A 22477-nucleotide genomic window follows, 5' to 3' on the forward strand; every position below is an offset into this window, starting at 1 on the left:
CCCGTGCTCCGATCATCCTGTGTTGGGACAACCTCAACACCCACCGCAGCGCCGCGATGCGCAGGTTCCTCACCCGCCACGCCCACTGGCTGACCGTGATCCCCCTGCCCGCCTACGCCCCCGACCTCAACCCCGTCGAAGGCGTGTGGGCCCACGTCAAACGCGACCTGGGCAACCACGTCCGGGTCACCGTCGACCAGCTCACCGCCACGATCAAGACCCTGCTCAAACGCGTCCAGTACCGGCCCGACCTGATCGCCGGCTTCCTCGGCCAGACCGAACTGATCATCGNCCCGNAACCGCCGTAGCCAGACCCTGACCATTCAAGCTCTGTAGCGCGTTGCTGATGAGTACGGGGGATATCCCGCGATGCTCATTGGGATGCCCGCCGGTAGGCTCCGGCCGGCACTCCCGGCCGGAGCCACACAGCCTATTCGCCGAAGCGAGGTCGGTCGACGGTGACCACTGCAGAATTGATGCTGCCCTACTCGCCGTTCATGATCCGGTCGTAGGTGCGGCGGGCGCGGACGTTGCGGGCACTGGCGCCGTAGCGGCGGNGNATCTGCGGGGNGGNCCAGCCGTTCAGCTCCATGAGGTCGCCCTCGTTGCCGCCCTTGTCGAGCCACGAGTGGGAGAAGTGGTGCCGGAACTTGTGCGGGTGGACCACGACGCCGGCTTCGTCTCCGCGCCGGGAGATCATCTGGTAGATGCCGTTCGCGGTCATGGGCTGGCGGTTGTTGATCCCGAGCCACAGCTTCGGGCTGTGCGCGTAGCTGTGCTTGCCGCGCAGCCGAAGGTACCGGTCGATGGCCCGCGCGGCGTTGTAGCCGAGCTTGATCATCCGTTCCTTGCGGCCCTTGCCCGTCACGCGCAGCTCGCGGCGCTCCAGGTCGATGTCACCGCGCTCGGGGTGCTCCCAGGGTCATTGCAAAGTCGCGTTTGTGCTGGTCACGAGGGTGATGGCCTGGTCGGGATGGCGGGCGTGGTGGCGTAGGGCTCGGGCGATGTTGGTGAAGCCGGCGAGCCGGAGCAGGCTGATCACCAGGTTGCGGAGAGCGGCCATGACCTGGGGTCCGCTGCCGGTGCGAGCCTGGTGGAGGTCTTCACCCAGTGTGACGTCGCGGACCCAGTGCAGGCGGACCTCGATGGACCAGTGGCCTCGGATCCAGGTGGCCAGTTCGGCGGGTAGGGCGTCCTCGGCGGGNAGGGNGCAGATCGCGNAGACGGNCTCACGTCGCTGGCGGCGCTTGCCCTCGGTCTTCTTCTTGTTCGTGCTGATCGGACGGGAGGTGCGGGTGATCTCCGATGGCCTGGGCCGCGTGGGGGAACCCGAGCCCGGCCGGGACGGTGACGGCCTTGAGGGTGCGTGTCTCGATCCGGCCGTGGCCACGGCCGGTGGTGGTGTGCCCGACCGGGACGTCTTTCCAGGGCAGTGTCTTCAACCGGGTATGGACGGTGGGCTGGTTGCGTTTCACGGTGACCAGCAGGTGCGCTCCCCGGGCGTGTAGGTGGTCGGCGTGCGCGGTCTGCGCGTGCATCGCGTCGACGGTGATCAGGACGTCGGTCAGGTCCGGAATCTGATCGAGAACCGTGGAGAACAAAGGGATTTCGTTGGTCTTCTCGTCGACGTCGACCTGTGCCAGGACCACGCCCCGGGCATGGTCGAGAACACCGAGGAGATGCACGGGGTGGGTGCCGTGCCGGGTGGCGCGCATCGCTTTGCCGTCCNCCGCGAGCACCCGCCGGACCCGGCGTCGGCGCTGTGGCGGCTGGTGCCCGGCGGTGTCGATGGTGTCGAGGCGGGCCTGGATCCAGGCTCCGATCGCGGTTTCCAACGCCGCCCGGTCCACACGTACCAGCACCCGCCAGATCGTCACCGGGCCCGGGACCCGCCCGGTCAACCCCAGGCCGGCGCGGGCGTCCGCGGGCAGGTCGGCGGCCCATTCCCCGATCGCCGCGAACGACCGGGCTCCGCTGAGCATGGCGCACACCGCGATCGCCAGGACCGCGGCGAACCGGTAACGCACCCCGCGCCGTCGACGAGGATCCGGTACCCGCGCGAGAGCTTCTAGCAACGCCGTCTGATCACCTTCGGTGATCAGACGCGGCTGGTTGATCCTGTCCGGAAGCTGCGCGGCAAGCTCGTCGACCACGGCGGCGACGGGGGATGATGGCATCGGCGGGCACGGCCTTCCCTGGCGAACATGAAGCGTCGAGAACTCCATGATCGGTGGGGGGTCGTGCCTGCCGTGCGTCTACCTCCGGCGTGTCGCCGGTATCCGTCCAGGTCAGACCATGCATCGGCCGATGCCAAGAATGATCAACTTGGCCTATCGACTACGAAATGGCCCTGGGGCTCGATCTACCAGCGCGAGAGCGACGGGATGTGGGTGGGGGCTGCCTACGTCCTCATGCCCGACGGAACGCAGCGACGCCGGCCGGTATACGGGAAGACTGCCGACATCGTCCGCGAGAAGCTCACCAAGATGCAGGCCCAGTCGGACCAGGGCATCCCAGCCGAGGCAACCGGGTGGACCATGGAGCGGTTCCTCACCTATTGGCTCAGCGACATCGTGACGCCGGCTTGCAAACCGCGCACGGTGCAGGGCTACGAGGTCATCGTCCGGAACTACCTGATCCCGGCGATCGGCAAGAAGCGGCTGAACAAGCTGAACGGCGTCGATGTGCGGAACCTGCTCAAGCGGGTGCGCGGCACCTGCCTGTGCTGCCTGCACGGCACCGACCGCCGCCGCCCTGTGAAGCAGCGTCGCTGCTGCGCCGTTGGGCGCTGCTGCCACCAGGCGCCGTCCGCCCGGCTCGTGCAGCAGGTCCACAGCGTTCTGCGTAACGCCCTCGGCGCCGCAGTACGCGAGGAACTGGTCGGCCGCAATGTCGCGAAGCTCGCGAAGGTCTCCGGCCCGACCTACAAGGTGCACCGGGGGCTCAGCGCCGACCAGGCCAGCCACTTGCTCAAGGCCGCCGCGCACGACCGGCTATACGCGCTCTACGTCCTGGCCCTGTACCTGGGGCTGCGGCGAGGGGAGATCCTTGGCCTGCGCTGGGAGGACATCGACTTCGAGGACGAGACCCTTGCCGTGCGGCACTCGTTGCAGCGGGTCGGTGGGCATCTGAGGGTGGTAGCGCCGAAGACGCGGACCTCGGAGCGAACCCTGCCGCTGCTGCCGCTGATCGCGAAGGTCCTGCGCGAGCACCAGGCACGGCAGGACGCGGAACGCGAGACAGCCGATGTGAACTGGCGGGAGACTGGCTTCGTGTTCACCACGGCGATTGGTACGCCGATCGAGCCGGACAACCTTCGACGTAGCTGGCTGCCGCTGTGCGGCGTACTCGGCTTGGAGGGCGTGCGCTTCCACGACATCCGCCACACCTGCGTGACGCTGCTGCTGAACGCGGGCGTGCCCCCGCACGTCGTCCGCGAGATCGCGGGGCACTCCGCGATCGACGTTACGATGGAGATCTATGCCCATGCCTCGCTGGACGACAAGCGGGCGGCGCTCCAGAAGCTCGTCGACGAGCTGGCGTAGGACGCCACTGGCCGCCCACGTGCGCTGGCGTGCGGGGCCGTTGCTACACCCGTTGCTACAAAATGATCTCCAACGTCCTGCAAGGAGACCCGTGAACGAGCAAAACCGCAGGTCAGAGGTGGTGGGCAGGGGCGGGGTCGAACCGCCGACCTTCCGCTTTTCAGGCGGACGCTCGTACCGACTGAGCTACCTGCCCCGGGCAGTGCGACTCTCGCATGAGCCACAGCGCACTGTTAGCCCTACGAACGCGGTCCCGACGGGATTCGAACCCGCGACCTCCGCCTTGACAGGGCGGCGTGAACTCCAGGCTTCACCACGGGACCATGCTCTAGATCGATCTTCAGTTGTCGCCCTCCAGGTGCCAGCCACGGGCCCTGTCCGGATCTGGAGGTCATGCTACACGACACCGGGACCACTCGAAGGGCCGGGACCCCAGGATTCTTGCCCAACAGTCCCCGCACCCGATCACTCGCGATCCGCTATGGAGACGCGACATCGGCATGAGATCCGCGGAGTCCACGCGGCGGGCGCGACGGCACGCCGGGGCGCACCCGGGAACGCCAGGCACGCCGCCGACCTCGCGGGAACCGAGCGAAAGGTGCGCAGCAGCACGGAGTCGATCCAGACCGCCGTTGCCGATCCCGTTCTGGCCCGGGTCCGATGACGGGGTCGCCGTCGCCACCCTGAACCGGCCCGAGGTCATGAGCGCGTTCACCCTGCCGATGGCCACCGCCTAGGCGCAGGCCCTNTGTGCCGCGGACGCCGACCCGGAGGTCCGGTTCATCGCGGCCTCCGCCTTCGTCGGCTCCGGCTTCTCCCGCCTCAGCCTGGCCGTCGAATACGGTCTGTCCTGGCATCTTCCCCAGATCATGGGCACCGCCCGGGTCTCGGACTTCCTGCTGTCCGGCCACGCCGTCAGCGCCACCGAGGCGGCCGAGCTCGGGCTGGTCAACCAGATGATCACGGATGACGACGTACTGGACCACGCGGTGCTTGTCGCCGGTTGGATGGTCGGTTTCCCGGGCACGGGCCACCATCCGAGCGACGCCCAGATCCGTGCGCTGTATGCCGACACCTCTGCCAGGTCTCTGCCAGGTCCGGATGAGCTCATGCGCGGCGCGGACCGGTGTCCCGCCCGGGTAGCATACGACTCTCAAGCGACAGCGACAGCGAAACGCTCGAGCCGGCGTGAAGTGATCACGATGGCACGGTATCGTCACTCACAGGTCGAGAGGCGCTGCAACGGGCCCAGGTCCGCCACGCTCGGCCCGCACCGTTCAGTAAGGGCGCCTCCCATAACCGGGAGGTGGTCTGATGGCAGGGTCCAGGTCGGTCGACGAGGTGGCCGTCCATGACGGTGTGGTCGAGGCCAGCACGGTCGGGGCAGACGCGGTCGAGGCCGGCGACCGGGAGCTCCGGGAGCTGCTGGCCCAGCGGGTCGTCGTGCTCGACGGGGCTTGGGGCACGATGCTGCAGAACGCCGGGCTCACCCCGGCCGACTACCGCACGGAGCGGTTCCGCGACCACCCGAAGGACCTCGCCGGCGACCCGGACCTGCTGAACCTGACCCGTCCGGACGTGATCCTCGACGTGCACCGGCAGTATCTCGCGGCCGGCGCGGACATCACCACGACGAACACGTTCACCGCGACGAGCATCGGCCAGGCGGACTACGGGCTGCAGTCGCTGGTGCGGGAGATGAATCTGCGGGGCGCGCGGCTGGCCCGCCAGGCCGCGGACGAGGCCGCCCGGCAGACCGGGGGGCGGCGGTTCGTCGCCGGTTCGATCGGCCCATTGAACGTCACGCTCTCGCTGTCCCCGCGAGTGGAGGACCCGGCGTACCGGGCGGTGACCTTCGACGAGGTCCGGGCCGCCTACGCCGAGCAGATCCAGGCGTTGGCGGACGGCGGGGTCGACCTGCTGCTCATCGAGACGATCTTCGACACGCTCAACGCGAAGGCCGCGATCGCCGCCGCCCGCGAGGTCGCCCCGCGGCTGCCGCTGTGGATCTCGGTAACGATCGTCGACCTGTCCGGGCGGACGCTGTCGGGGCAGACCGTCGAGGCGTTCTGGAGCTCCATCGCCCACGCGCATCCGCTGGTCGTCGGGGTGAACTGCTCGCTCGGCGCCGAGGAGATGCGCCCGCACGTCGCCGAGCTCGCCCGGCTCGCCGGCACGTTCACGGCCTGCCATCCCAACGCCGGCCTGCCGAACGCCTTCGGCGGCTACGACCAGACCCCGGACGAAGCCGGCCAGTTGATCGGCGAATTCGCCGCCGCGGGCCTGGTCAACATCGTCGGCGGCTGCTGCGGGACGACGCCGGCGCACATCGCGCGGATCGCCGCCGCCGTCGGCGGTGCGCCGCCGCGCCCGGTTCCGACCCCGCCGGCGCGCACCCGCTTCAGCGGGCTGGAGCCGTTCGAGATCGGCGAGGACACCGGCTTCGTCATGATCGGGGAGCGCACCAACGTCACCGGTTCGGCGCGGTTCCGGCGGCTGATCGAGGCCGACGACTACCAGGCCGCCGTGGACGTCGCCCTGGAGCAGGTGCGCGGCGGGGCCAACCTGCTCGACGTCAACATGGACGCCGACCTGCTCGACAGCGAGCGGGCGATGACCACGTTCCTGAACCTGCTCGCCACCGAGCCGGAGGCGGCCCGCCTGCCCATCATGGTCGACAGCTCGCGGTGGAGTGTGCTGGAGGCCGGGCTGCGCTGCGTGCAGGGCAAGGGCGTCGTCAACTCGATCAGCCTCAAGGAGGGCGAGGAGCCCTTCCTGGAGCAGGCCCGGCGCATCCGCGACTACGGCGCCGGCGTGGTCGTGATGGCCTTCGACGAGCGGGGCCAGGCCGACACCGCCGAACGCAAGGTGGCGATCTGCGCCCGCGCCTACGACCTGCTCACCCAGCGGGTCGGCTTCCCGGCCGAGGACATCGTGTTCGACCCGAACGTGCTCGCCGTCGCCACCGGCATCGCCGAGCACAACGGCTACGCGAAGGCGTTCCTCGACGCGTTGCCGCTGATCAAGCAGCACTGCCCGGGAGCGCGGACCAGCGGCGGCATCTCGAACCTGTCGTTCTCCTTCCGCGGCAACGACATCGTCCGCGAGGCGATGCACTCGGCGTTCCTCTTCCACGCCGTGCGCGCCGGGCTCGACATGGGCATCGTCAACGCCGGCCAGCTCGCCGNCTACCAGGACATCCCCGCCGACCTGCTCGAACTCGTCGAGGACGTGCTCTTCGACCGGCGCGACGACGCCACCGACCGGCTCGTCGCGTTCGCCGAGACCGTGAGCGGGAGCGGCACGAAGCGCACGGTGGACCTGTCCTGGCGCGAGGCGCCGGTCGAGGAGCGCTTGGCGCACGCGCTCGTGCACGGCATCGTCGACTTCATCGAGTCCGACACGGAGGAGGCCCGGGCGCGGGCGGCCCGCCCCCTCGACGTGATCGAGGGACCACTCATGGACGGCATGAAGATCGTCGGCGACCTCTTCGGGTCGGGGAAGATGTTCCTGCCGCAGGTGGTCAAGAGCGCCCGGGTGATGAAGCGCTCGGTCGCCTACCTGGAACCGTTCATGGAGGCCGAGAAGCAGCAGGCGCTGCTGGCCGGCACCGGCACCGGCCGTGCCAACCGTGGCAACGGCACGGTGGTGCTCGCGACCGTCAAGGGCGACGTGCACGACATCGGCAAGAACATCGTGGGTGTGGTCCTCGGCTGCAACAACTACGAGGTCATCGACCTGGGGGTCATGGTCCCCGCCACGGTCATCCTCGACACGGCGGTGGCGGAGGGCGCCGACGCGATCGGCCTGTCCGGCCTGATCACCCCGTCCCTGGACGAGATGGTCACGGTCGCCACCGAGATGCAGCGCCGCGGGCTGAAACTGCCCCTGCTGATCGGCGGTGCCACCACCTCGCGCCAGCACACCGCGGTCCGCATCGCCCCCGCCTACGACGCCACCACCGTCCACGTGCTGGACGCCTCCCGCGTCGTCGGCGTGGTCTCGGACCTGCTCGACGCCGACCGGGCCGGGGAGCTCGCCGTGCGTAACCGGGCGGAGCAGAAGCTCCTGCGTGAGCAGCACGAGAACCGCCAGCAGCGCCCGCTGCTCCCCCTCGCGCAGGCCCGGGCGAACCGCGAGCAGGTCACGTTCGACGACCTGCCCGTCCCCGCCTTCACCGGCGTCCGCGTCGTCACCCCGGACCTCGGCGCGCTGCGCTCGATGATCGACTGGCAGTTCTTCTTCCTTGCCTGGGAGCTGAAGGGCAAGTTCCCGGCGATCCTGGACCAGCCGGTGGCCCGTGAGCTGTACGACGAGGCGAACGTCCTGCTCGATCAGATCATCGCGGACGGCAGCCTTCAGGCCCGCGGGGTCTACGGCTTCTGGCCCGCCGTCGCGGAGGACGACGACATCCTGATCGATCAGATCGACGTCGGCGCGGTGAACAGCGCCAGCTCGCCGGGTCAAGGTGGCACGCCGGGTCCGGGTGGCACGGGGCGGCTGCGCCTGCCGATGCTGCGCCAGCAGACGGCCAAGCCCGCGGGGCGGCCGAACCGCAGCCTCGCCGACTACCTGGCCCCGGCCGGGGACCACATCGGCGGGTTCGCCGTGGCCGTCCACGGCGCCGACACGCTCGCGGCCGGCTTCGAGGCCCGGCAGGACGACTACCGGGCGATCATGGTGAAGGCCCTGGCCGACCGGCTCGCCGAGGCGTTCGCCGAGTATGTCCACCTTGAGGCGCGACGCGCCTGGTTCGAGCCGGACGCCAAGCCGTCGCTGGAGGATCTGCACGCCGAGCGCTTCCGCGGCATTCGTCCCGCCTTCGGCTACCCGGCGAGCCCCGACCACAGCGAGAAGCAGGCGCTGTTCGACCTGCTGGACGCCGGGCGGGTGGGGATGGGCCTGACCGAGTCCTTCGCGATGACCCCCGCCGCCGCCGTCAGCGGGCTCATCTTCGCCCATCCGTCGTCGCGGTACTTCACCGTCGGGCGCATCGGCCGGGACCAGGTCGAGGACTACGCCCAGCGGCGGGGCCTGAAGATCTCCGACGTCGAGCGCTGGCTACGCCCCAACCTCGCCTACGATCCCGAGTAGACGCCCCGGACAGCAGGTCCGGGTTCACGACGCTTACTCCTCGTGATCCGACATGCGGCGGCCGTTCCCGCAAGAAGCACGAGGGGCCGGCCAGACGTACGGTTGGCAGTCTTCTTGTAGTCGAGGCCGGCCGCCCGGGGTGCGACACGGATCACCGGCTTGTAGGCCCGGTCACCGACCGTGCCACCCGCCAAGCAGTAGTGGAAGGTGTTCTGCGGCAGGCCGAGAAGCCGGGCCGCGACCCCGCTTCGGTGAACACCTCCCGCTCAAGCATGCTGACGGACCAGGTGGCGAGTGTCGCCCAGTCGCGTTAAGAACTCGGATCAGGAAGGTCGGAGATGTCGAACTCGCCTGGTCTCGGGGGTTGCCGTCGGTTCCGTCGTCGGCCACGGTGATCCGGGAAGCGGACGGCCGGTACTACGTGTCGTTCGTGGTCGATGTGACCGACGAGCCGTACCCGGTCGTGCCCGCCGAGGTGGGGGTCGATCTTGGGCTCGATCGGTTGGTGACCATGTCCACGGGTGAGATCGTGGCGAACCCTCGCCCGCCGCGGTCGAAGCGGCGGCATCTCGCCCGCGCCCAGCGGTCGCTGGCCCGCGCACGGAAAGGTTCCGCGGACCGTCGGAAGGCGGTGCGGCGGGNAGCGGNGTTGCACCGGAAAGTGCGCGAAACCCGCCGGGATCATCATCACAAGCTTGCCGCTCGACTGGTCCGCGATAACCAAGTGGTCTACGTCGAGGAGATGGCGGCTACCGGGCAGACGCCCGTTCCATGGGACAAGGTAGTTCCATGAGACAAGGTAAAGGCCGACCTCGGCCTGGTATGAGGTACCCGGTCGGCATAACCCCGCATGCGCTTCGTCAATTGCGCAAGCTCGACCCAACGGCGCGACGCCGCGTCCAGGCGGCGGCCAGGAACGGGCTTGGCCGGCCGTGCCAGAAGATCGCCAGGTCGTCGCGGGCGCGGGTCGCCGCGACGAACAGCAGTGACCGGTCTCGTGCCCGTTCCTGCTGGTACCGCTTTGGGTCGACGTCCTGGTACCGCTCGACCACGCCACGGGGCACAAGCCCGGCGCTGGCACCTCCGATGATGATCCGCCGATACTCCAGGCCCTTGAAACGGTGCATGGTGCCCACGTGGACGCCGCCGGCTCGCTTCGGCCCGTCCGGCCCGATCTCGATGGCAGAAATCCCGCTCGCCTCGAGGTGTGTGACGACGTCCTCCACCATCCGTCGAGTCGGCACGCACACGGCGGTCGAACCGTCGCCGGCACTGGTCGAACCGTCGCCGGCGCTCTCCCAGACCCTGATCTGCCCGCTGATGAGCTTCAGTTCATCCGCCCAGGTGACGGCCTCACCGAGCACGGGTTCTCCGCCACTGAGCAGCGACCGGTACCCCGCGAGGTTGTCGTCGCCGCCGTCGAGGTCGTCGTACGTCTCACCGGCAAGCAGCCGAAGCGCTGTCCACAGGATCTGACGGGTGGTGCGGTAGCTCAGCGTCAACTTGGCACTGCGACCACGGATATTCACGCCGAGACTACCAAGCGTGACGTAATTATCGTAGATTCGCTGGTGGGTGTCGCCGACGAGGAAGATGTCGTCCCGACCTGGCGCGACCATGGCCCGCAGCATCTTCCAGTGCGCCGGGTTGAGGTCCTGGGCCTCATCCACGACGACATGCCGATAGCGGTACCTGGGCAGGGAGCCGGAAGCGGTGGGCTGACCGGCCGCGCTCACCACCGCGGCCGCGCGGTCCTGTTCGGTGCGGGCGGCGTATTCGGCTACCTGGCGCCACGTCCACACACCGGCGTCGTCCAGGCGCTTGGTGAAACGTTCGACGAGTTGCCACACCGCGTCGCGGTCGGCTCGGGACAGTGGCCGCCCTCGACCTGGTCGCCGGGCCTTGAAGTAGTCGGTGCGGGAACGGAGCACCTGGCCCAGAACGACCTCGGCCCACTCGGCCGCGAGAAACTCGGCGTCCCACCGTCGTTCACCGACCTCGTCAAGCATCGCGGCCCACTCCCGCACGGCGGCGTCATCGTCGATCGTCCGCCGGCGACGGCTCGCCCCGGCCTCACCGACAACCCGGCTCGCGAGCTTGTCGATGTTGACGATATCGACCCGATCGACGAGGTCGGGGCCGACCAGGTCGAGGAACCGGGCCCGCAGGTCGGCGGCAAGGTTGCGGTTGAACGTGGTGAGCAGGATCGGCTTGTCATCGCCCGGCGGCAGCCGGGCGGCGAGGTGCCCGGCCCGGTGCAGCGCGACGATCGTCTTCCCGGTNCCCGGCCCGCCGCTGACCCGCGCCGGTCCGCCGTAGACCCGGTCCACGAGCTGGCGCTGGGTCGGATGCAGGAAGACCTGCCACCGCGCGAACGACTCGCCCAGCACCGCCTGCAGCGCGGCATCGTCGCTGGTCACCTGGGTCGCCGGCCGGGCAACCGCCGCAGCGAAGTCCTCCGGGTCGACCGGGCTGTCGGCCTTCACCGGCACGGTGACGTGTTCGAGTACTTCTTCGACGCTCTTGCCGTCGTGCAGCGCCAGGAGCACGTCGGACGTGAGCTGCGGGGCGACCTCGGCGAGCCCGAGCAGCTCGTCCTCGTCAACGATCCGTCTGATCAGCGGAAGCAGGGCCGGAACCACACCGAGGTCGACCAGGTCCTGGTCGGTGAAGGCCTCGAACAACGGCCGTTCGACGTCCTTCTGGCCGCCCGGCTCCCCCCCCTGCGGTGTCGCCGACTCCCGGCGCCGGCTCTGGCCTGACCTGGGCGGGCCTGACCCGGGTGTGGGTCAGCTGCCGTTCCGCACGACTGGCTGTCCCTCCGTGAGCCGAGTGGACCATCGATCCTTGATGCGGGGTTCGTTGCGAGGTTCGTTGCGAGGTTCGCTACGAGATTCAATGTGAGGTTCGAGGCGAGATCGGATGCCTGCCATTCGGACACGGTCCGCACCAGCCAGCCTGCCGCCGCGTAGGCGGCGTCGCGTCCCGAGCCTTCGGGGTCGCCCGGCCCGGCCGCGGTGACGACCCCGATCCTGGCGGCCGGCCAGGCCAGCTCCGCCTGCCAGGCCGCGTCCCCGAGTTCGTACCCGACCTCCGGTACCGGCACATCCCGCGCCGCCAGCTCCCGCACCAGCTCGACCAGCCCCGGCTCCGTCGCGGTGATCAGCCTGAGCACCGCCTGCCACGCGGGCCCGACCGCCGCCGGCTGCTGCTGCTGCGCCGGGCCGGTTACCTCGACAGCCGCCCCGGGATGCGCACCGGACGACGTCCCGATCCAGACCGAGGTCTCGGCATCGAGCTGGACCGACCGACGCACCGACAGCGCACCCGATCCCGCCGCGACCCGGAGCAACGACGGGTCGAACTCGCCGAGGGCGCTCCGCGCGAGCTGGACGCCGTCGCCGCCCCCGGAGTCAAGGAACTGCAGATGAGCGCGTTTTCTCGGCGTTCGGCTTCTCGGCGTTCGGCGGCGCACGCTCGATATAGGGCACCTGACCTGCGGTGACGTCCGTCGAGGGCGCCCACAGCCGGATTTACTCCTCGTCGATTGAGCTCCCGGGTGCTTCGATGCGCGGGTCCGACTGCGTTCGGGGCCCGACTGCGTTCGGGGCCCGTCCGTTCAACAGCCCGCGGTCACGACTCAACGGCCCGCGGTTGTGACCGCTCGCTTGCCCGTGCACCCGACACCTCCCTGCTCCGAGGAGCCGACATGAAGATCCTGACCGCGACCGCGGCCACCCAGGGCCAACGCGACGACGACGGCGATGGTTCGCGACATCGCCGAGATGAGCCGGAGCTCCTACGCCGAGGCGCTACGGGCAGGCCTAGCCGCGCAGAGGTGGCACGCCGTCGGCTCCGAATCGCTGGCCGACGAGCTGACCCGGCTCGTCAACGGCTGGCCGGCAGGCGCCGTCGTGGAACGACGGCTGGACATCGTCACCGTGCGCGAGTGGACCATCCCGTAGTCAGCCTCAGCCCCACCGGTACCGTCATGCGGCCCGATCCGTGCCGGCCGGCCCGTGCCGGCCGGCTCGTGCCGGCCGGCTCGTGCCTGCCGGTCTTCCCGCCGCCGCCGTGACGGGGACCTGGCGCGCACAGCCGAGGCACAGCGGACGCACAGCGCGGGCAAAAACTGTCCCGCCATGGTGAAGGCGCAAGATCAGTCGATTTCAGGGAGAGCGCATGGCGGACTACCAGCGGGACGGCCGGAGGCCGACGTACGAGGGGCGTCCCCTGCCCCGGCCCGAGGAGGAGGCCGTCGACCAGGGACTGGGCTTCGACCTCGGCACGCTGCTGAGCCGGCGGCGGATGCTGACCTTTCTCGGCCTCGGTGCCGCGACGGCGGGCCTGACTGCCTGCGGAACAGGCGGGGCCGAAGCCTCGGGATCGTCCGGCTCCACCGCGTCGCCCAGCACGTCGTCATCCGCCTCGACCAGCGGGGCGTCCGGGGAGATCCCCCAGGAGACGGCTGGCCCCTACCCGGGCGACGGTTCCAACGGGCCGGACGTGCTCGAGCAGAGCGGCGTGGTCCGCAGCGACATCCGGTCCAGCTTCGGCGGAGCGACCGGCACCGCCGAGGGCGTTCCCATGACGCTGGAGCTGACCATCACCGATCTCGCCGACGGCGTCCCCTTCGCGGGAGTGGCCGTCTACGTGTGGCACTGTGACCGCGAAGGCCGCTACTCGATGTACACCAACGGCATCACCGACCAGAACTACCTGCGCGGCGTCCAGATCGCCGACAAGGCCGGGAAGGTACGCTTCACCAGCATCTTCCCGGCCTGCTACAGCGGACGCTGGCCACACATCCACTTCGAGGTCTACCCCGACCAGGCCAGCATCACCGACGCCACCAAAGCGATCGCCACGTCCCAGGTCGCCCTGCCGAAGAACGTCTGCGACCAAGTCTACGCGCAGCAGGGCTACAAGGCGTCGATCGCGAACCTGTCTCAGGCCAGTCTCGACAGCGACAACGTCTTCGGGGACGACGGTGGCGCCCGCCAGCTCGCCACCGTGACCGGCAACGTCACCAGCGGCTACACGGTCTCCCTCGCCGTCGGCGTCGACACCACGACCNCCCCGTCCAGCGGCCAGCCCGCCGGTGCGCCCGGCGGCCAGCCACCGTCCGGCGGGCCCGGCGGGCGGCCGCCGGGTGCGCCGAGCTGACCCACACGACGCATCGGGAGGACACCCCGTCGTCACGGCCAACCCCCTCCGGTTCACGGAGTCGAACTCGACGATCCCGGTGGTCGAGAGGTCTCCGGGGACTCGGGGGGCTGGGGACTCGGGGGGCTGGACAGGTGCGTGGGTGCACAATGGCGCTCTCGACCTCGGGGCGACTCATGCATCGCGGGTTGGGGGAAATCATAGGTCGGGGAAATCGTGGGTTGGGGGAAGGAGAGCCGCGATGTCCGTGCCGGAGGTGCCAGCGCCGGACGAGCTGGTGATTAGCGTGGAGGCTCCGGAGCCCGTTCGGGACGACCTCGGCCTAGAGTTCACCATCGAGTCCGACGTGGATGTCGCCCATCCGCTCGTGACGATCGGTGATTCGCTCACCCATGGCTTCCAGAATCTGGCGGTCCGCAACACCGACCGGTCGTGGCCGGCTCTGCTGGCCGAGGCGATGGGGGTGACGCCGTTTCGCTATCCGGTCTATCCCGGGCCGGATGGCTGCGCCGGCCTCCCCCTCAACATGGAGGAGTTGCTGCGCCACGCGGACACCATTACCAAGGGCCGGCCGCTACCGGCGCACGCGCTACGCCTGATAGTCGCGCTGTACACCCAGGCGCGGGGGGTGCAACGCTACTGGGGCTTCGGCCCGGGCCGGCTCCCCGTCGAGCAGGCGGAATTCAACCACAATCTCGCAATCTACGGTTGGGATGTCCGCGACGCACTCTCGAAGAACGTCGGCTGGTGCCAGGAACAGCTGGCCGAGCNCCCCGCCCGCCGGTCCTGGAATCCGCGCAGACTCCTGGTCCAGAACGACGGGCCGATCGCTGCCCTGCGTGCCCTGGCCGGCCCCGGCGACCCGGGTACCACCCAGCTGACGGCGGCGCGGCAGCTCGGTGCCGAGGGCGTCGGCACGCTCGTGGTCGCTCTCGGGGCTAACAACGCGCTGTCCAGCGTTCTGCGGCTGCGGCTGGTCTGGAGCGGAGACAACTTCGCCGACCTGAACGGGAAGAAGGCCTACACGGTATGGCGCCCCGCCCACTTCCAGCAGGAGTACGACCAGCTCGTCACCGAAATCGAAAAGGTGGGAGCCCGGCATGTCGTGCTGGTCACCGTCCCCCACGTCACCGTCGCACCGCTCGCCCGCGGGGTCGGCGACAAGCCGGAAGGCTCGCGATACTTCGCCCGCTACACCTACGCTTGGATCAGCGACGACCAGTTCGACACCGCCGACCCCTGCCTCACCGGGACGCAGTGCCGGCAGATCGACAGCGCCATCGACATGTACAACCAGGTCATCATCGAACACGTCAGGGCGCACCGGCAGGCCGGTGACGACTGGCGGGTCTTCGNCCTGTGCGCCCTGCTGGACCGGCTCGCCTACCGCCGCTATCTCGACGACCCGACCACCCGACCGAGCTGGTGGAACCGGTACGGCCCCTATCCGCTACCCCAGGCACTCCGCGAGCTGCACCCCCGGCCCGACACCCGATTCTTCCTCTCCGACGCCCGGGGTCGTACCCAGGGAGGTCTTATCGCGCTCGACGGCGTCCATCCCACCAGCATCGGCTACGGCATCATGGCCAGCGAAATGCTCGCGATCCTGGCCCGCGCGAACGTACCCGGAGCCGTGGGCGCCACCATCGACTTTGCTGATCTCCTGCGTCGGGACACCCTGGTCAGCAACCCGCCCGCCAGCCTCGGCGGCGACTTCCGCACCCTCGGCTGGCTACAGCACCGGCTCCAGCTGTTCGCCGCGCTCACCGAACTCTGGTAAAAACCGAACTCTGGTGAACTCAGCCTCTTTGCTCGTGGACCACGAATGCTATTCAGCCGATCATCCCACACGGCCCTGCTGGTTACCGCTCTTCCCAGGGGGGTCCGCCGGCGAGTAGGGCGGCACACCGCCAGATGAGCAAATATTGCCCTCCGAAAAATTGCCGTTCTGGCGGGAACGCTGTGCGTCGTGGCGTCGGTAGCGCAATGTGGGGACGTCGAGCAGTATTCCGGTGGCGAGGGCGGAGCCGGCAATGAGGGTCGCGGTGTCCTCGACACCGCGCAGCGCCGCCCATCCCCCGACGACGAGGAGCAGGTTTCGGCGCCACATCACCCCGGCCGGATGCACGGGTGGCAGGGTGCGGTCGGGTAAGGCGGACGCCCACGCGACGGCCAGCGCACCGCGGGCCAGCGGCCCGGCGGGCACTGCCAGCGGCGCGGTGCGCAGGGTGCCGTCAGCGTGCAGGTCGCGGGCATGGCCGACCGCGTAGCCTGCCGCGGGATGGGCGGCGAGCGCGCCGCTGAGGTCGGCGAGCGCGCCGGGTTCGAGCTCATCGTCGGCGTCGAGGTTCTGGACCAGCGGCGCGGTGCACGCGCCGAGGGCGATGTTGCGGGCGACCCCGAGGCCTTCCTGGGTGCCGTGCGCGGCGATCCGGACCCGGCCGTCGTCCGCCGCTCCGCAGGCGGTCAGCACGTCGAGGACCTCGTCGGGCGNCCCGTCGAGGTGAACCCGCCACGTCCAGTGGGGATGGCTCTGCCGGTGCAGCGAGTCCCACGCCGCGGGCAGGTAACCCGCGTACTCGGCGTGTACCGCGGTGACCACATCGACCCGCATGTTCGCAGTATGTACCGATCCGCCCCGCAGCCGTGTGGTACATATCCGGAGAAGATCTGACGGAGGGGGCACATGGACGTCGCATCGATCAATGCGCGGCTCGGTCAGGCAGCCTCAGCCGACTCCCGCGAGTTGGACCGGGTCTGCGAGGACGTCGCCGCCGAGCTGATCGACGCGAACATCGAACCTCCCTTCCGGGTCTCATCGGCGGACTTCGTCACCGACCCCTGGCTGATCTGCGCCGACCGGTACTGGCGCCGCAGGTTCCTGCGCGAGTCCACCGTCGAGGGCGGCGTTCTTGCGTAGTCGGGTGGTCCAGGTCACCGGGGCGGGTAGGGTGCGTAGCTCGTCGCCGGCGTAGGCGGCGTCGGCGACGGCGTGGATCGTATGTCCGGGCAGTGCGGTGGCCAGTTTCTCGACCATGCGGGCGGCCAGCCACAGCCGGGAGGCCGATGTGGTGTCCTTGCGGACCAGTCGGGCCATCACCGGCAGGCAGATCTGCCGGTCGAGGCAGGGTAGGGTGACGATGATTCCGGCGAGGACCCAGTTGTTGCCGTAGCCGATCTGGCGGGTGTCGACGGCCGAGCCGTCGTGGAACCAGCTCGCGGCCCAGACCTTGGTGCCTCTGCGGTGGAACAGCGTGTCGTCGACCGCCACGGTCACCGGTGCCCCGGCGGGGATCAGAAGGCGCACCGCCAGCCGGGCCAGGGTCACCCCGAGCTCGTCGGCGGACCAGACCGCGGCGGAGAAGAACCGGTGCACCCGGTCGTGCGGCCACACCCGCGACAGCCCGGCGCCGACGAGCATCCCGCACACCGTGCGCCGGCCCGTGGCCGCGAGCATCCCGGCCACCAGGGCGCGGAAAACCCGGAAGGTCGGCACGGTGAAGCACGGTCGGAAATCAGCCAGGAGAACGGCCAGGGAAAACGGTACAGTGACATCCGGGAGCATCGGCGTCCACTCATTCGAGCTGGTTTAGGAAGCGTCGATGCTCCCGCCATCAGCCCGTCGGGAAGCCTGCTTCCTCTACCGGCACGCCGCAGCCGTGCCACACCCGGACACAACTCGTCCCATCAATAGGTTAAATCAACTCGCCTCGCTAACCACCGCGAGACGATCAAGAAAACTGCGAAACTCTAGCCTCCAGGACCCGCAGATGTACGTGCTCCGGACGGGGCTGGAGCGGCTGCTGGCCGCCTACGAGCCCAATCCCGCGTTGATCATGGATGGCAGGTACGACATCCTGACCGCCAACCGCGGTGTCCAGGCACTGCTCGGGGACCTTCCAAAATTCCTGCTCGAACCGCCGATGAATGCCATAAGGATCACCCTTCACCCGGAAGGGCTAGCTCCCCGGATCCGTAACCTTTCCGAGTGGCGCGCACACCTGCTGGAGCGTATCGACCGACAGGTCACGCTACGGCCATCGAGTGAACTCAAGGAATTGTTCAACGAGGTCTCGGCGTACCCGGCGCCTGGTTCGGACGGAGACGGCCAGGCGCACGCCTCCCTCGGCGCGGAGCATTACCCGCTCGCGCTGCCACTGCAGATCCAGGCAGGCGAAACGATCCTGTCTCTCATCTCGACGGTCACCACGTTCAACACGCCTATGGACGTGACCGTCTCCGAACTGGCGGTAGAGACTTTCCTGCCAGCCGATCCGGAGACGGCACAGGCGCTTCAGGTCGCCATGAAAGGCGCACCCGTGGTATGAGCCCCCAGGCCCGGAGAAAGACCCAGGCGAAAGTGCGTGCCGGCCGGGCATCCGTGGCACGGATGTCCGGTCGGCACGTCTCCACCGGGCCGTGCCCGGACCTCCGGGGTCAGGCTCCCGGAAGCCGGTCCAGGAAGCCGCTCACCGAGCTGATTCGTCCGTCCTCGGCGAGAGTGATCACATCAAAGCCGGCCGCCGGAGCCGAGCCATCGGCCTTCGAGACCAGTTCCCAGGAGAAACGAGCGATGTTGTGGTGCCCGTCAGGGGAGCCGGCGAGCCTGAACTCGAAACCGGGGAACTGCTCGTGCGCTCCGCTGATCGCGGCGGCGATGCCGTCGTGCCCGCTGACGTCGGCCAGCGGGTCGGTGTAGGTGCCTTCTTCTGTGAACGCGGCGGCGACCGCGTCCTTCAAGTCCTCGGGAGTGGCGGCGTTCCAGGCGGCGAAGTACCGCTGGACAGCGTCGTTGTACGAAGTCAACTCAGTACCCTTTCAAAATCGTGCTGGATGGTGTTCGGAGTCACACCCGACTGCGACGCAGGGCGGCGAACTGCAGCACGGCGAGACCGCCGACCGTCGCCGCCTGCAGCGGAATCCAGACCTGCCCGGCGATGCTGGGATCGTCGAACCAGAACAACAACGCGACGATGCTGAGCACCGCCCAGGCGAGATTGGCCTCGATCACCGCGTTGACGGCCAGTACCGATGGCCGCGGCCTGCTGGCGAGCCAACCGACAGCCAGGCCGTAGAGGAGCAGGAAAGCGCCCAGAGCGAGCAGCAGATCGCCGCTGACGTCGAACAGCCGCCCCAACGGCCCCGACGCCACCAGATAGGCGATTCCGTTCACCGTGGTGACGACGGCGTCGAGGGCGAGGAAACGCTGTAGCCAGGTGGCCCCGTCCGTCCTGACCTCGGCCCCGGCACGGACCGAGGGTTGGCTCGTGGTCATTGACATCAGCCTCCTCAACGTGATCGTGCGTGGCACAGGCCGCAGGGTGCTGTGCCACGTACAGCGTGTGCCACAGTCGCCGGGATGGTCGATTACCGCCCAGGTAATCGAGCCGCGGTCGGCGCGCACGCTCCGCGGCGGATTTCAGTGGGCTCGGGACGGACGGGCGGCTAGTGCGCCGGTCAAGTAGCCGTGTGTGATCTGTGGTAGGCAGCACCGGTGGGTGGGTGCCGGGTGCCAGCCTCTGATCGGAAGGTGCTGCCTGATGCGTCCTGGGGTGTGGCGTCCACCGGTGGAGCCCTCGGCTGCGGAACAAACAGTGATCAGGCTGGTGCGGCGGGCGAAGCTGTTCGTGTTCCTGCGCCGGTATCGGCATGAGCTGTTCGACGAGGCGTTCCAGACCGAGCTGGCCGAGGTCTACCGCGACAGTCCGAAGGGCCAGCCGCCGGTGCCGCCGGCGCAGCTGGCGTTGGCGCTGATCCTGCAGGCCTACACGGGTATCTCCGACGACGAGGTGATCGAGGCGACGGTGATGGACCGGCGCTGGCAGCTGGTGCTGGACTGCCTGGACACCGACCGTCCCCCGTTTGCCAAGGGCACCCTGGTGGGATTCCGTACCCGGCTGATCAACNCTGGGTGGGATCGGCGGCTGATCGCACGCACCATCGAGATCGCCATNGTGAGCGGGGGGTTCGGGCCGCGGGCGTTACGGGCGGCGTTGGACTCCAGTCCGTTGTGGGGCGCCGGCCGGGTCGAGGACACCCCGAACATGGGACACGCCCTGCGCAAGGCTCTGGGTGTGATCGCGGCCGGGCAGGGGTGGGGGCTGGACGAAGGAACCGCCGTCCTGGCCCGCCGGGCTGGGGCCCCGGTGCTGGCCGGATCCAGCCTGAAAGCCGCGTTGGACGCCGACTGGGACGACCCCGGCGAGCGGGACCACGCTCTGGCGGTGGTGCTGGCCGCCCTGGAGGCGGTGGAGACCTTCATCGCTGCCCAGCCCGCCCCGGTCGGGGCGGCTGTCGCGGTGGCCCGCCAGGTCCGTGACCAGGACGTCGAGACCACCCCGGCCGGTGTGGCCCGGCTGCGCCGCGGGGTAGCGAAAAACCTGACCGAGCTGCACATCGACCGGGCCTACCTGCCCTCCACTCTGGTCCGCGACCGCGACGAGAACCTGCAGGTGTTCTGTAAGGCGTGGCGAGTCCGCAACACCACCGGCCGGTATGACGAGACCGCTTTCACCCTGAACTTCGACCACGGCCAGCTCACCTGCCCGGCCGGGGTGGTCATGCCCTTCACCCCGGGCCGCACCGTCCGTTTCCCAGCAGCGACCTGCGCGGCCTGTCCCCTGCGGGAACAGTGCACCACCAGCACCCGCGGGCGCAGCGTGAGCATCCATCCCGACGAGACTCTGCTCGCCGAACTCCGTGAACGCCAGGCGNCCCCGGCCGGCCGCGCCCGCCTGCGGGAACGCACCGCGGTCGAGCACACCCTCGCCCACGTCGGCCACTGGCAGGGCCGCCGCGCCCGCTACCACGGGCAGCGCAAGAACCTGTTCTACCTCCGCCGCACCGCCGTCGTCCACAACCTCCACGTCATCGCCCGCCAAAGAAACGATCAGCAAGCAGCCTGACTACCTGACCGGCGCTCTAGATGTTAGCATTTAGTGGCCGATCGGCTACCCTCTGGTGCCCCCAACGGGATTCGAACCCGTGCTACCGCCTTGAAAGGGCGACGTCCTGGGCCGNTAGACGATGGGGGCGCGGCGACGACCCTCAGCGAGGCTGCGCATCCGCCCAACCGCGACGTCGATCGTCTGAAACACCGCAAGCATAGGGGATGGCCCGGTCGGACGACAAACCCTTCCCGGGCCGATCCCGACCGCTCGGCATCCCCGTGGGAACGCTCCCCTGGCCGGCCAACCACCCGGCTGCCCAACGACTGCCCGGCCACCCGGCCACCCGGCTGCCCGGCTGCCGCGTCACCGGCCCTTCTCCAGGCGTGAACGGCCCGGCGCCTCCTGCCCCGCGGGGCGGCCTGCCGCGGGCGCGATGGCGCGGCGCGGGTCGACCCATCGGTAGCGGGAACGGAAGAAGGCTCGGACCGGCCGCCCCCCGATCGCGATCGAGTGCTCGATCCGCGCCGGCCCGGCGAGATCGAAACTCAGCGTGACCTCGTCGGCCCGGTCCCCGGGAGTGTTCGGATCATAGACACGGAGCGTGATCGACGTTCCGGCCTGGACGTAGGCGTAGGCGAGCACCTGATGGTTCAGGCCGAGCAGCCGCGGATCGGGGGAGCGCACCGTGATGATCCCGATCGGGGACAGCAACCCCTCGTCCAGATCGAGCCGGATCCGTGGCCACTCATCCGCCAGGCTCGTCCGCGCGACTCCCGGCCGGACCCGGATCCCCCGGTTGACGTCGGCATCGGCGCCCTGCATGAGCCGGTAGTAGCGGGCCACCCCCCGCGGGATGTCGAAGCTCTCCAGCAGGCGGCGGACGAGGTACGCGTACAGCGGGGAACCGACTGCCGGCGCCACGACGTCAGGCGGCGGCCCGATTCCGGCCTCGAACAGATCACGCACAGCGTAGATCATCCCGCCGCACAGGCCCCGGCTGGCGTCGCCGAGGCCCAGCCGCCGAGTCGACCATGGCGCCGAAACGGCCAACAACGGTTGCGGAGCGAAGCTGTTCGTGAACCGGAACGCGCTGGTACTGGGCCGGAAACCGGGCACAGTCGACTCCCGCCCCCAGCCCTGGTTATCGGCGCCGCCCGACGTCACGGTGCCGGGCGGGTTACGGCGCCAGGCGGCGGTCCAACGATGATCAACCTCCGGGCAGCTCGGATCTCTGTCCAGCGATCTCTGTCCAGCCTCTCGGCTGTCCAGGGCCTCGGCCGTCCGTCCAGTGCCTTGGCCCAGCGCGACGAGACCGGCGGACAGCCGTAACGGCCGTCCGCCGGTTCCCCAGCAGGTCCACCCAGCGCCCTCCCGGTGCGGAGGTGGTCCTTGACGCGGGACGTCGGCGGGACAGGATCCCGACGCATGGGCTCACCCACATGCCGGACGACCCGACGCCTGGATCTATCTACCCCTCCATCAGCGGCCCGATGGTGATACCGCAGCCTCCGGCCGTCGTCCGATACGGGACGATCAACCGCTCTCGAGACCTTCGGCCCTATTCCGCGGGACTCACGACCGACACCCTCGCACTGTCAGCCGTGCGGCCCGCACCCGAGGAGAGGAGGGGGCTCGTGCAACGCGCCAGGTTGGCGCGAACCTAGATGTCACTTCCGATGCTCGGAACTCCCTTCAACAGGGCACGCACCTCCGCCTCTCGGTACCGGCGGTGACCGCCCAGAGTCCGAATCGACGTCAGCTTTCCGGCCTTCGCCCACCNGG

At 69.4% G+C, this 22477-nt stretch carries 17 protein-coding genes, 3 tRNA genes, 4 pseudogenes and 1 riboswitch (1 of these 25 cut by a window edge); of the genes and pseudogenes, 9 read left to right on the forward strand and 15 right to left on the reverse strand.

From position 1 onward, the window contains the following. Positions 1-308, forward strand: a 308-nt coding sequence (locus ALLO2_RS00005) for a transposase (RefSeq protein WP_035728966.1), incomplete at its 5' end; no start/stop codon positions are given. Positions 309-484: 176 nt separating this feature from the next. Here the strand turns inward: ALLO2_RS00005 and ALLO2_RS00010 are convergent. The 4 genes and pseudogenes from ALLO2_RS00010 to ALLO2_RS00015 all read right to left on the reverse strand — a co-directional run bounded on the left by ALLO2_RS00010 (position 485) and on the right by ALLO2_RS00015 (position 2177). Further along, positions 485-895, reverse strand: coding sequence for a tyrosine-type recombinase/integrase (locus ALLO2_RS00010; RefSeq protein WP_084588310.1), 411 nt, complete (start codon positions 893-895; stop codon positions 485-487). A gap of 27 nt (positions 896-922) precedes the next feature. Beyond that, positions 923-1063 (reverse strand): hypothetical protein, encoded by a 141-nt coding sequence (locus ALLO2_RS26805; protein WP_023840633.1) that lies wholly within the window; start codon positions 1061-1063, stop codon positions 923-925. A 30-nt stretch (positions 1064-1093) separates the two neighbouring features. Further along, positions 1094-1300: pseudogene (locus tag ALLO2_RS26810) on the reverse strand (hypothetical protein); the annotation flags it as partial. Next, positions 1230-2177 carry an ISAs1 family transposase gene (locus tag ALLO2_RS00015; protein WP_051874747.1) on the reverse strand — a complete coding sequence of 316 codons (948 nt, stop codon included), beginning with the start codon at positions 2175-2177 and terminating at the stop codon, positions 1230-1232. The gene ALLO2_RS00015 and the pseudogene ALLO2_RS26810, both read right to left, overlap by 71 nt. A gap of 207 nt (positions 2178-2384) precedes the next feature. On the opposite strand from ALLO2_RS00015, the gene ALLO2_RS00020 reads away from it, so the two are divergent. Beyond that, complete coding sequence (locus ALLO2_RS00020) at positions 2385-3545, forward strand: site-specific integrase (protein WP_023840631.1); 1161 nt, start codon at positions 2385-2387, stop codon at positions 3543-3545. Between the two features lie 119 nt (positions 3546-3664). Here the strand turns inward: ALLO2_RS00020 and ALLO2_RS00025 are convergent. Together ALLO2_RS00025 and ALLO2_RS00030 are read right to left on the reverse strand one after the other, a co-directional pair. Then, positions 3665-3741: transfer RNA gene (locus ALLO2_RS00025), tRNA-Phe, on the reverse strand. Between the two features lie 52 nt (positions 3742-3793). After that, a tRNA-Asp gene (locus ALLO2_RS00030) sits at positions 3794-3868 on the reverse strand. A gap of 459 nt (positions 3869-4327) precedes the next feature. Here ALLO2_RS00030 and ALLO2_RS27985 point away from each other — a divergent pair. The 3 genes and pseudogenes from ALLO2_RS27985 to ALLO2_RS26815 all read left to right on the forward strand — a co-directional run. Further along, positions 4328-4537 (forward strand): annotated as a pseudogene (locus tag ALLO2_RS27985) (enoyl-CoA hydratase-related protein); the annotation flags it as partial. Between the two features lie 231 nt (positions 4538-4768). Continuing rightward, a riboswitch (S-adenosyl-L-homocysteine riboswitch) is annotated at positions 4769-4844 on the forward strand. 15 nt (positions 4845-4859) lie between these two features. After that, positions 4860-8639 (forward strand): methionine synthase, encoded by a 3780-nt coding sequence (gene metH / locus ALLO2_RS00040; RefSeq protein WP_035728968.1) that lies wholly within the window; start codon positions 4860-4862, stop codon positions 8637-8639. Between the two features lie 52 nt (positions 8640-8691). After that, positions 8692-9432: an RNA-guided endonuclease TnpB family protein gene (locus tag ALLO2_RS26815; protein WP_157493218.1), complete on the forward strand. Its 741-nt coding sequence runs from the start codon at positions 8692-8694 to the stop codon at positions 9430-9432. A gap of 67 nt (positions 9433-9499) precedes the next feature. Here ALLO2_RS26815 and ALLO2_RS00050 read toward each other — a convergent pair. Together ALLO2_RS00050 and ALLO2_RS00055 are read right to left on the reverse strand one after the other, a co-directional pair. After that, positions 9500-11332: pseudogene (locus tag ALLO2_RS00050) on the reverse strand (UvrD-helicase domain-containing protein); the annotation flags it as partial. After that, positions 11257-12114: a hypothetical protein gene (locus ALLO2_RS00055; protein ID WP_035728969.1), complete on the reverse strand. Its 858-nt coding sequence runs from the start codon at positions 12112-12114 to the stop codon at positions 11257-11259. The pseudogene ALLO2_RS00050 and the gene ALLO2_RS00055, both read right to left, overlap by 76 nt. Positions 12115-12403: 289 nt before the next feature. Between ALLO2_RS00055 and ALLO2_RS00060 the strand changes: the two genes are divergently transcribed. Beyond that, positions 12404-12604, forward strand: coding sequence for a hypothetical protein (locus tag ALLO2_RS00060; RefSeq protein WP_023840626.1), 201 nt, complete (start codon positions 12404-12406; stop codon positions 12602-12604). A gap of 217 nt (positions 12605-12821) precedes the next feature. Next, positions 12822-13805: an intradiol ring-cleavage dioxygenase gene (locus tag ALLO2_RS00065; RefSeq protein WP_035728970.1), complete on the forward strand. Its 984-nt coding sequence runs from the start codon at positions 12822-12824 to the stop codon at positions 13803-13805. 1840 nt (positions 13806-15645) lie between these two features. On the opposite strand, the gene ALLO2_RS00075 is transcribed toward ALLO2_RS00065, so the two are convergent. Together ALLO2_RS00075 and ALLO2_RS00080 are read right to left on the reverse strand one after the other, a co-directional pair. Next, positions 15646-16419, reverse strand: coding sequence for a glycosyltransferase (locus ALLO2_RS00075; protein ID WP_232234801.1), 774 nt, complete (start codon positions 16417-16419; stop codon positions 15646-15648). 201 nt (positions 16420-16620) lie between these two features. Continuing rightward, positions 16621-17301, reverse strand: a complete 681-nt coding sequence (locus ALLO2_RS00080) for a transposase (protein ID WP_232234802.1) — start codon at positions 17299-17301, stop codon at positions 16621-16623. A 274-nt stretch (positions 17302-17575) separates the two neighbouring features. Here ALLO2_RS00080 and ALLO2_RS00085 point away from each other — a divergent pair, with 274 nt between their 5' ends. Then, positions 17576-18133, forward strand: coding sequence for a hypothetical protein (locus ALLO2_RS00085; protein WP_023840621.1), 558 nt, complete (start codon positions 17576-17578; stop codon positions 18131-18133). 109 nt (positions 18134-18242) lie between these two features. Here ALLO2_RS00085 and ALLO2_RS00090 read toward each other — a convergent pair whose 3' ends face one another. Both ALLO2_RS00090 and ALLO2_RS00095 read right to left on the reverse strand, forming a co-directional pair. Further along, the gene (locus ALLO2_RS00090) at positions 18243-18611 is read right to left on the reverse strand and encodes a nuclear transport factor 2 family protein (RefSeq protein WP_011434578.1); all 369 of its coding nucleotides are present in this window, start codon (positions 18609-18611) and stop codon (positions 18243-18245) included. Positions 18612-18651: 40 nt separating this feature from the next. Next, positions 18652-19080, reverse strand: coding sequence for a hypothetical protein (locus ALLO2_RS00095; protein WP_011434577.1), 429 nt, complete (start codon positions 19078-19080; stop codon positions 18652-18654). Between the two features lie 265 nt (positions 19081-19345). Here ALLO2_RS00095 and ALLO2_RS00100 point away from each other — a divergent pair, with 265 nt between their 5' ends. Further along, positions 19346-20710 (forward strand): transposase, encoded by a 1365-nt coding sequence (locus tag ALLO2_RS00100; RefSeq protein WP_035728972.1) that lies wholly within the window; start codon positions 19346-19348, stop codon positions 20708-20710. Between the two features lie 53 nt (positions 20711-20763). Here ALLO2_RS00100 and ALLO2_RS00105 read toward each other — a convergent pair. The 3 genes and pseudogenes from ALLO2_RS00105 to ALLO2_RS23765 all read right to left on the reverse strand — a co-directional run. Further along, a tRNA-Glu gene (locus tag ALLO2_RS00105) sits at positions 20764-20839 on the reverse strand. Positions 20840-21058: 219 nt separating this feature from the next. Then, positions 21059-21811 (reverse strand): hypothetical protein, encoded by a 753-nt coding sequence (locus ALLO2_RS00110; protein ID WP_011434575.1) that lies wholly within the window; start codon positions 21809-21811, stop codon positions 21059-21061. 544 nt (positions 21812-22355) lie between these two features. Further along, positions 22356-22477 (reverse strand): annotated as a pseudogene (locus ALLO2_RS23765) (BldC family transcriptional regulator) (it continues 85 nt past the right edge of the window).

The organism is Frankia sp. Allo2, assembly GCF_000733325.1.
Classification (GTDB): Bacteria; Actinomycetota; Actinomycetes; order Frankiales; family Frankiaceae; genus Frankia; species Frankia casuarinae.

Coding starts and splice junctions, on each gene's coding strand:
- ALLO2_RS26805 (WP_023840633.1), bottom strand. CDS start 1,063: ATGGCCGCTCTCCGCAACCTGGTGATCAGCCTGCTCCGGCTCGCCGGC.
- ALLO2_RS00020 (WP_023840631.1), top strand. CDS start 2,385: ATGTGGGTGGGGGCTGCCTACGTCCTCATGCCCGACGGAACGCAGCGA.
- ALLO2_RS00060 (WP_023840626.1), top strand. CDS start 12,404: ATGGTTCGCGACATCGCCGAGATGAGCCGGAGCTCCTACGCCGAGGCG.
- ALLO2_RS00085 (WP_023840621.1), top strand. CDS start 17,576: ATGTACGTGCTCCGGACGGGGCTGGAGCGGCTGCTGGCCGCCTACGAG.
- ALLO2_RS00095 (WP_011434577.1), bottom strand. CDS start 19,080: ATGACCACGAGCCAACCCTCGGTCCGTGCCGGGGCCGAGGTCAGGACG.